The sequence below is a fragment of the Peribacillus sp. P4_D6 genome (genome assembly GCF_056401795.1).
In genome coordinates this window covers 1-9,778 of record NZ_JBFUIQ010000133.1, presented here as the reverse complement: position 1 = coordinate 9,778, position 9,778 = coordinate 1, and the positions used below count along the sequence as shown (strand labels likewise).

The following is a 9,778-nucleotide window of genomic DNA, read 5'->3' as shown; positions in this document are numbered from 1 at the left end:
GAACAAAACTTCCGATCCATCCACCGTCTGGATGAAATAGATGCCGCTCGCCGCATGGAAGACATGGTTTCCTATGTTGACATGTATTATATGGAGGATTTGAGTCTGGAAAAGCTGTCGAATGTTTTCTTTTTAAGCCGCGAGCATATCTCGAGAAAGTATAAGCAAGAAACCGGAATGACCCTGTCCAAATACATCACGGAGCTTAGAATCAGCCAAGCAAAGTCGTGGCTGAAACAAAAAGACAAAAGCATTTATTCCATCTCTACCATGCTTGGCTATCAAGATGAAATCTACTTTTCAAAGCTATTTAAAAAGGTCGTCGGCATGACGCCTTTTGAGTTCAGGAACAGGAACGATCAACATGAATCTAAAGGGGTGACATGATGAAAAACAGGTTTTTATCCCTTTTGTTAATCGGAGCCGTCAGCCTGCCTCTTTCTGCATGTCAGGATGAAGCCCCACCAGAAAAAACAAAAAAGACAGAGCGGAAAATCACGCTGGATTTAAGGAATCCGAAAGTGGAAATATCCACTCAATTTGAAGAAATGACGCGTGCTTATGAACGGGAAAATCCTCACGTCAATATCAGGGTACATACTGTTGGAGGGGCAATGGATGACCTCGCCGACCTAAAAGCCGAAATGGCGACCGGCACTGGTCCGGATATCTTTACAAACAGCGGCTATGAAAGTGCCAAGCTGTGGCGGAACTATCTGGAGGATCTTTCAAGGGAGCCCTGGATTAATCAAGCATACAAAGAATCCCTGACGCCAGTCACATTGGACGGGAAAATTTACGGAATGCCGGTTAACCTTGAAGGGTATGGCTTTATCTATAATAAGGATCTATTTAAACAAGCCGGCATTACTGACCAGCCCGCCACTCTTTCTGAATTGACAGCAGCTGCCGAAAAGCTGCAGAATGCAGGCATTACTCCCTTTGCAACAGGCTATTATGAAGACTGGAAATTGGGAGACCATCTAATGAATGTTGCTTTTGCCCAGCAAAAGGATACTGATGCTTTTATAAGAAATTTAAATAACGGAACGGAAAAAATCAGTACCAATCAAACATTTAAGGATCTCCTTGCCCTGCTGGATCTCACCATAAAGTATGGAAACGATAATCCACTGTCTACGGACTATACAATGGAAGTGAATCTGTTTACCTCCGGAAAAGCAGCCATCATTCAGCAAGGCAACTGGATTCAGCCGATGATCGATCAAGCTTCGCCTGACATGAACATCGGTTTTATGCCGATTCCGATTAATGACCGACCTTTAAAGGAAGCCCTTGTCGTCAGCGTTCCAAATTATTGGGCCGTAAATAAACAATCCATTCCTGAAAAGAAAAAAGAAGCCAAGAAATTTTTAAATTGGATGGTGTTGTCAGAACAAGGAAAACGGTTCATGACGGAAGAATTCAAATTCATTCCTGCGTTTAAGAACATTAAAACTGATGATATAGGGCCGCTCGCAGAAGAAACACTTCGAAATTACAAAGAGGGGAACACCGTCCCATCTAACTGGTTTCACTTCCCTGTTGAAGTTAGGGAAGAATTCGGAGCCGCGACTCAGCTCTATGTCGGGAAACAGCTGAACCGCAATCAGCTGCTCAATGAATATCAGAAGTCCTGGGAGAGGTTTTCGAAGGAATAGCCTCTTGCCGGGGCTTTTTTTGCCTTTTACAACTGCGATATCAATATACGACTAAATTCCAATCAATATGTGGCATACCTCTCTTTTCAGGAATCGCCTATAATTCTATTGTACTAGCAAACACATACGAGGAGGAAGATTTATGAACTTTAGCAGGCTTGCCAAACAGGCAACAGCAGGAATACTCAGTACTGGCATTCTATTAAGCGGAACTGTCACCCAATCATTTGCAGCTCCAAAGGATCCGGCGGATTACAAAGAAACGTACGATACTTCACAAATCACTCGATCAGCTATGAAAGATATGATTAATCAGCACGGTGATACTAGATATGCCGTTCCTAGGTTTGACGAATCCACAATTAAAAACATCCCTTCTGCCAAAAAAGTAACGGAATCAGGCGAAACCATTGATTTAGATGTGTGGGATACATGGCCATTGCAAAACGCTGATGGAACTGTTGCAGAGTACAAAGGATATCATATCGTTTTTGGATTAGCAGGCGATCCTAAAAACGCGAGTGATACGTTCATCTACATATTCTACAAAAAAGTGGGCGACAACTCCCTTGATGCATGGAAGAATGCTGGAAGAGTATTTGATGACAATGATAAAAACGTTCCAAATGATCCTTACCTAAAAGAGCAAGCCGAAGAGTGGTCAGGTTCTGCAACCTTCACTGAGGACGGGGAAGTTCGCTTATTCTATACAAACCGTGAACCGTATAAACCTGAGTCAGGGAATTATGGGAAACAAACCTTGACAACCGCTCAAGTAAACCTTTCAGAGTCAGATTCTGAAACATTAAAAGTGGATGGTGTTGAGGATTACAAATCCATCTATGAAGGCAAAGACAGCAAGTACTACCAAACTGTAGATAAATTTGTAGAGGACGGAAATTCCGCTGATAATCATACCTTCAGAGACCCTCACTATGTAGAAGACAACGGCCGCAAATACCTTGTGTTTGAAGCAAATACGGGTACAGAATATGGCTACCAAGGCGAAGAATCGCTATACAATAGAGCTTATTATGGCAACAGCAATAAATTCTTCCAGGGTGAGAAAAACAAACTTTTGCAAAGCCCTAAAAAAGAGTTAGCTGAACTTGCAAACGGTGCAATTGGAATTATTGAAGTAAACGACGATTATACATTGAAAAAAGAAATGAAGCCATTGATTGTTTCAAATACGGTCACAGATGAAATCGAACGTCCAAACATCTTTAAAAAGGACGGCAAGTGGTATTTATTCACAAGTTCAAGAGGATCAAAAATGACCATTGATGGAATCGATAATCAAGATATTTACATGTTAGGCTACACGTCAAATTCCTTAACTGGCCCATATAAACCATTAAATAAAACGGGCATCGTCCTGCATCAGGATCTAGATCCATATGACATCACTTGGAACTATGCACACTATGCGATCCCGCAGGCTGGCAGTGATAATGTTGTAGTGACAAGCTACATGACAAACAGAGGTTATTTTGAAGACAATAAATCTACCTTTGCCCCAAGCTTCCAGCTTAACATTAAAGGGAAACAAACATCGGTAGTAAAAGACGGTATTCTTGAACAAGGCCAAATTACGGTTAAGTAGTTACCCAATGAAAAGAAAAAGAAAATGTCAGGAAAACTTGGCATTTTCTTTTTTCTATTTTAAAAGAGAAAAGTGGTGAGTTTAAGTGAACAAAAAGAAATATAAGATGGTTGGATTATTCGTTCTTGGATTATGGATGGTTATTTGGACAGGAATTTTGATTCATTCATTTTATAAAACAAAAGAAGCTAATCCGCCAAATAAGGTAGAAAAGCACTCATACCGGGCTGTCTATCATTTTACTTCTCCTGATCATTGGAAAAACGATCCACAGAAGCCCCTTTACTATGAAGGAAATTATCATTATTTTTACCTTTATAATGGAGATTATCCGGATGGCAATGGTACAGAATGGCGACATGCCACCTCTAAAGATTTGATTCACTGGAAGGATGAAGGGATTGCCATTCCAAAATATACGAATCAAAATGGGGATCCATGGACAGGGTCAGTCGTGTTTGACAAGGAAAATACAGCTGGGTTTGGAAAAGGGGCTTTTGTGGCGATCGTAACACAACCATCTAAGGATGGCCAGAAACAAGAACAATTTCTATGGTACAGTACGGACAAAGGAAATACGTTTACCTCTTACAGTGACGAGCCTATTATGAAAAATCCAGGAACGAAGGATTTTAGAGATCCAAAAATCATCTGGGATAACACGAATCAAAAATGGGTCATGACCATGGCCGAAGGATCGAAAATAGGTTTTTATGAGTCTTATAACCTGAAAGATTGGCGCTATACGAGCAGTTTTTCCACTAAGAACATTGGAGTTTTAGAGTGCCCTGACCTTTACCAGATCCGCGCTGAAGACGGGACAGTAAAGTGGGTGCTGGGCGTCAGTGCAAACGGAAAAGAAGCAGGGAAACCCAACACCTATGCATACTGGACAGGAACGTTTAATGGAACGGAATTTCTTCCAGATAACAATGAACCGCAATGGCTAGACTACGGTTTCGATTGGTATGGCGGAGTAACGTTTGAAGATGGCAAGGCAAGTGACAAATTAGACAAACGCTATGCCCTCGCTTGGATGAATAACTGGGCCTACGCCAACAATACGCCGACATTAAAAGAAGGGTTTAACGGAATGGATTCGATCGTCCGTCAAATTGAACTAAAGCGTGAAGGCGAGAATAAGTATTATCTTTCTTCACAGCCTTCAGAAGCATTAAAAGAATTGACAAGCTCAACGAATTCTTTTAATAAAATCGAAGTGGATGGCTCGGAAACACTTGATTTTAAAGGAGATGCCTATCAAATAGAGGCGGATCTCTCATGGTCGGATTTTAAGAATGCAGGATTTAGGCTCAGGGAGTCAGATGATCAAAAACGCCACGTTGACGTAGGCATCTCTGCAGAAGGAAATTACTCTTATGTCAATCGGGTATTCACAGATCAACCTGACGAAACGAATCTGTTGGTTGAAAGTACTGCACCATTTGATGTCAGTAAGAAGAAGGTACATTTAAAGATTCTCGTCGATAAAACGAGTATTGAAGTTTTTGTGGATGATGGAAAGGTTGCTTATTCAAACTTAATATTCCCTCATGCCGAAGATAAGGGAATTACTCTCTTCTCCGAGGGCGGCAAAGCGATCTTTAAGAATATGAAGGTTACACATTTTGATCCGATTAATTGAATCTCATCTTGGCAGATACCTTTCATATGAGTACACATACATTCTTTTATAAGAAATAACTCTTCAAATATGAAAATTTACTAAAAGGGGCCCCACCAACATTTAGCAATTTCGACATAAAAAAGCCCGATTTCTATAAGCTAAGACTGTCTTATATGTACTGAAACTTATCTTTGTCATATTAACTGATCATATATAAATGTATGAGTTATTGAACATAAACAGATGAGGAAAATCCTCATAAATCCTTCAGCTAAAATGTGTTAAGAAACTTAGGTTTTCTGAACAGAACCTTAGTTCTTAACACCTTACGGAAAAGATACAATTTTAGGTTTAATTTCTCCCAGAAGCACTTGGGATTAATGGATAATCATATACCATATATATTCTTTAATTCTCACATAAGACAGTCGAGGAAATTTATAAAAACCGTGAAAAGTTTCCCTAGGAGTTACAGTGGGCAGCCTCGAACGACTTAGCTAAAGTGGGACTCATTATCGTAACGTCCACCAATAAAGACGTTTGGGATAAAAATGGATATCATGAGTCGCTTGGAAAGCCAAGGATTACGCAGGTGAGGGAGGGTGATATAGCTCGTCGATGCAGAGAAAAAATCGCGAATCAAGCGAGCCGAAGCGAACATGAATATGGCAGCAAGAAAGGAAGAATAACAGGGGGGAATTTAAGGGGCACTTACCCCAGTATGTAGACAAATGGGTTCGGAAATCAACACCCCAATTGTATAGGCAAAAAAACTGTTGGTCCAATCATATAGACAAGGGAGCTACGGTTTGTAGACTACTATTATCTAAAAGTTAAACCAAAGTTGATTGGAGAGAAAGGTGCGAGACTCCTGCGGGAAAAACGCGTCCAGGGGAGACCCCGCAGGCGCAAAGGCGCCGAGGAGGCTTCCCGGACCGCCCGCGGAAAGCGAGTGCCTGGAGCGGAAATCAACATCTAAATCGTACAACCATAAAAAAAACTGTAGGCAAACTCAATTTTAATCAAGTTTGCCTATAGTCTCAGGTAAGGGACGATTATACTCTTACCTTTTTTTGAATAGTTTTGACAATTTATCTGGCCTTTTATACTACTTAACAAATATGTTCGTCATACTCGGTTTTCAAGTAATTCATCATCCTTTGTTTCTGGTGTGAATAATGAAAGCAATTAAAGTAGTAGGAAAAGTCGTCAAAAAAGAGAGGGTTTTTATCATCGAAGCTATAAGAATTTAAAAAATCCGAGATTACTTTTTCTTGTTCCACTACATCGAACAATCCGGATATATAAAAATGATAACTGAATTTATCATATAAAAAAAGATATCCTGTATCATCAAAAATATTTTTCACTGTATGACCATCCAATTCTAACTCACTCCTTCCTTACCAATATACCTTTTTATCCATGAAATTATTCAGGGCTCATCTTTCAGGGAATATTATTATATTTATTGCAGCGTGTTTTTTATGCCTTCAATACATTAAAGGTATGGAATAAATGCAGGCAGAAGGAATAGCGAACGAAAAAAGCACATCCAATAAGGATGTGCTTTCATAAAAGTATTATTTGTACATTTCAGCGACTTGTTTTTGCAATTCGCCATTTTCAAGGTACTCATCATAACTCATTTGCTTATCGACTGTACCTTTTGGAGTAAGTTCAATGATCCGGTTCGCAATAGTTTGGATGAACTGATGATCATGAGAAGAGAAGATCATAGATCCTTTAAAGCTGATTAAACCGTTGTTTAATGCTGTAATCGACTCTAAGTCCAGATGGTTGGTAGGTTCATCAAGCATCAGGACGTTCGAACCGCTTAACATCATTTTGGAAAGCATACAGCGGACTTTTTCGCCCCCTGAAAGTACACTTGCCTTTTTCGTGACTTCATCGCCAGAGAATAACATCCTGCCCAAGAAACCGCGCAGGAAGCTTTCGCTCTGGTCATTAGGAGAATATTGACGGAGCCAATCGACAAGATTTAAATCGACACCTTCAAAGAATTCAGCATTATCTTTAGGGAAGTAAGCCTGAGAGGTTGTAACGCCCCATTTGAATGAGCCGCCATCCGGTTCGATTTCACCTGCCAAGATTTTGAACATTGTTGTTTTAGCAATCTCATCTTTACCGACAAATGCAATTTTATCGCCTTTATTCATCGTGAAGCTGACATTATCCAATATTTTTACGCCATCGATCGTTTTCGAGATTCCATCTACACGAAGCAGGTCGTTCCCGATTTCACGTTCAGGAGTAAAGCCGACATATGGATAGCGGCGTGAAGAAGGCTCGATGTCATCCAAGCTGATTTTATCCAATAATTTCTTACGGGATGTAGCCTGGCTCGATTTGGATGCATTGGCACTGAAACGCGCGATGAAATTTTGAAGCTCTTTGATTTTTTCTTCTTTTTTCTTATTGGCATCTTGAGTCAGTTTAAGGGCAAGCTGGCTAGATTCATACCAGAAGTCATAGTTACCGATATAAACTTTGATTTTACCGAAATCAAGATCCGCGATATGTGTACAAACCTTGTTAAGGAAGTAACGGTCATGGGAAACTACGATAACAGTGTTTTCAAAGTTGATTAGGAATTCTTCCAGCCATTTGATCGCTTTTAAGTCCAAGTGGTTGGTAGGCTCATCCAGTAATAGAACATCCGGTTTACCGAATAGTGCCTGGGCAAGCAATACTTTAACTTTGTCGCCACCATTCAATTCAGCCATTTTCTTCGTATGCAGGTCTTCTGTAATCCCAAGGCCTTTTAAGAGGATTGAAGCTTCGGGTTCAGCTTCCCATCCGTTTAATTCGGCAAATTCCCCTTCAAGCTCGGCCGCTTTCATTCCGTCTTCGTCGGTGAAGTTTTCCTTCATATAGATGGCATCTTTTTCTTGCATGACTTCATATAATCTTTCATGTCCCATAATGACGACTTTAAGGACTTCTTCCTCTTCATAAGCGAAGTGATCCTGCTTTAGAACGGCAAGGCGTTCGCCTGGCCCCATATGGACATCACCGGATTGTGCTTCAATTTCACCTGAAAGGATTTTTAAGAAAGTGGATTTACCGGCACCATTCGCACCAATCAGGCCATAGCAGTTACCAGGAGTGAATTTTATATTAACATCTTCAAACAGTTTACGATCGCCATAACGTAAACCAACATTATTTACTGTAATCATTTATTTACATTCCTCCAAAATACTTTTGTTTCAACGTGTTCAACACTTTGTTTCATTAGTTTTACGCTGATTCATACAAACAGCAGTTTACAATCTTGTATGTTTTAAACTGTGCATCATTTAAATTGTATCTTATTTCTTAGGAAAATTAAAGGCAGATTAGTAAAAACAAACGTTTATAAGCAAAAATTACACAAGGATTTAATTTTGTTTATAAATTGCAACCTATAAATGTAAGTACTATTTTTTTATTGAATATGATTATGGGTATAAAGTCTCATTACACAACAACCTTATAATTGGTAATATAGGTAACTGTAACTATTACAATGGGAGGAACATATATGAGTGATTCAGTAGGTTTTTGGAAACGTCTTTTTGCAGGTGTTTTGGACGGCATAATAGTATCAGCACCATTAGCGATAATTTTCGGGGTGATTACCGGTGATTGGGAAAATGAAAATTTTTCAACTCTTTTTAACTTTCTTTACATGGTGATTGTCCCGATACTATGGTATGGCTATACAGTTGGTAAAAGGATTATGGGAATACGCATAGTAAGGATGGACGGCAAAAAATTAGGCATAGGCACTATGCTATTGAGGTATTTAGTTGCTGCTTTGGTATATGCCATTACATTAGGGATAGGGTTTATTGTCAGTGCATTCATGGTTAGCATAAGGAAAGACAATAGATCGATACATGATTTCATAGCAGGTAMATACGTGACATCAAATGAACCATGAATAACGGATAAGCAGTTTAATAGCTGCTTTTTTTTTTGCGAAAATACAGATTCAAACCGATATGTTTTTTAAATATGGAGGAAATTTAGCCGAATACTTTATAGTACGGTATTTAGGTATAAATATTACATTGGAAACCACGGTAGAATATCTATAGCAGTAATACAGTGGCAGTTAGGAAGCTAAGGAGCACTTAACCTTAATGGTCAAGTGCTTACGATCTTGATTTATTTCATTTTGAAGACGTCCTTGATATGCTCGTGTTTCTTTGCGAACAATTTTCTTTTCAAATTTACGCTTATTCGCATTGGCTTTCACACGTGTGGAATCGACGAATACGTGTTCAGCACTTATTAACTTTCTATCAGCGGCTGTTATTCGATAGAAAATCTGTTCTATCCAAGTTTTTAAACCTAGTTGATTGGAGCGAGTGCCTGGAGTGGAAACAACGATTAGATTTACTAACCCTCAAAAACGTTCGAGTTGATTTCAGAAATCCGCTCCCTTTCCGCCGACTGCCTGCCAAGCCTCCTCGACGCAARCGTCTGTGGGGTCTCGGCTAGCCAGTTATTCGGCAGGAGTGTCGCAAATTTCTTCCATCCAATAAGGAGTACAGGAGAAAAATTCAAAGGATAAAATAAACTTGGTTCGGAATAGACCAGCCTGCAGTTTTTATTTTAAAAAACGTTCCAGTTGATTGGAACGTAAGGTACGAGACTCCTGCGGGAAAAACGTGGCCAGAGGAGACCCCGCAGGCTATGCCGAGGAGGCTCCCGGACCGCCTGAGGAAAGCGAGTGCCTGGAGTGGAAATAACGATTAGATTTACTAACCCTCAAAAACGTTCGAGTTGATTTCAGAAATCCGCTCCCTTTCCGCCGACTGCCTGCCAAGCCTCCTCGACGCAAGCGTCTGTGGGGTCTCGGCTAGCCAGTTA

6 protein-coding genes and 2 pseudogenes are annotated in these 9,778 nt (G+C 40.0%); 6 read left to right on the top strand and 2 right to left on the bottom strand.

The features are described 5' to 3' along the window. From AC1DVB_RS22730 to AC1DVB_RS22710, 5 genes and pseudogenes are all read left to right on the top strand, one after another. A partial coding sequence (locus tag AC1DVB_RS22730; RefSeq protein WP_477591075.1) for a helix-turn-helix domain-containing protein occupies positions 1 to 387 on the top strand: 387 nt, incomplete at its 5' end. Next, positions 387 to 1,661: an ABC transporter substrate-binding protein gene (locus AC1DVB_RS22725; protein WP_095678928.1), complete on the top strand. Its 1,275-nt coding sequence runs from the start codon at positions 387 to 389 to the stop codon at positions 1,659 to 1,661. The genes AC1DVB_RS22730 and AC1DVB_RS22725, both read left to right, overlap by 1 nt. A gap of 142 nt (positions 1,662 to 1,803) precedes the next feature. Continuing rightward, a complete protein-coding gene (locus AC1DVB_RS22720; protein ID WP_430756105.1) occupies positions 1,804 to 3,267 on the top strand; it encodes a glycoside hydrolase family 68 protein in 1,464 nt (487 codons plus the stop codon). A 106-nt stretch (positions 3,268 to 3,373) separates the two neighbouring features. Next, positions 3,374 to 4,912, top strand: a complete 1,539-nt coding sequence (locus AC1DVB_RS22715) for a glycoside hydrolase family 32 protein (RefSeq protein ID WP_430756130.1) — start codon at positions 3,374 to 3,376, stop codon at positions 4,910 to 4,912. 406 nt (positions 4,913 to 5,318) lie between these two features. Next, positions 5,319 to 5,580: pseudogene (locus AC1DVB_RS22710) on the top strand (flotillin family protein); the annotation flags it as partial. Between the two features lie 897 nt (positions 5,581 to 6,477). On the opposite strand, the gene AC1DVB_RS22705 reads toward AC1DVB_RS22710, so the two are convergent. Then, the gene (locus tag AC1DVB_RS22705) at positions 6,478 to 8,097 is read right to left on the bottom strand and encodes an ABC-F family ATP-binding cassette domain-containing protein (protein ID WP_034307325.1); all 1,620 of its coding nucleotides are present in this window, start codon (positions 8,095 to 8,097) and stop codon (positions 6,478 to 6,480) included. 344 nt (positions 8,098 to 8,441) lie between these two features. On the opposite strand from AC1DVB_RS22705, the gene AC1DVB_RS22700 reads away from it, so the two are divergent. Next, positions 8,442 to 8,843: an RDD family protein gene (locus AC1DVB_RS22700; RefSeq protein WP_477591072.1), complete on the top strand. Its 402-nt coding sequence runs from the start codon at positions 8,442 to 8,444 to the stop codon at positions 8,841 to 8,843. 213 nt (positions 8,844 to 9,056) lie between these two features. Here AC1DVB_RS22700 and AC1DVB_RS22695 read toward each other — a convergent pair. Beyond that, a pseudogene (locus AC1DVB_RS22695) lies at positions 9,057 to 9,239 on the bottom strand (IS5/IS1182 family transposase); the annotation flags it as partial. Between the last annotated feature and the right edge of the window lie 539 nt (positions 9,240 to 9,778).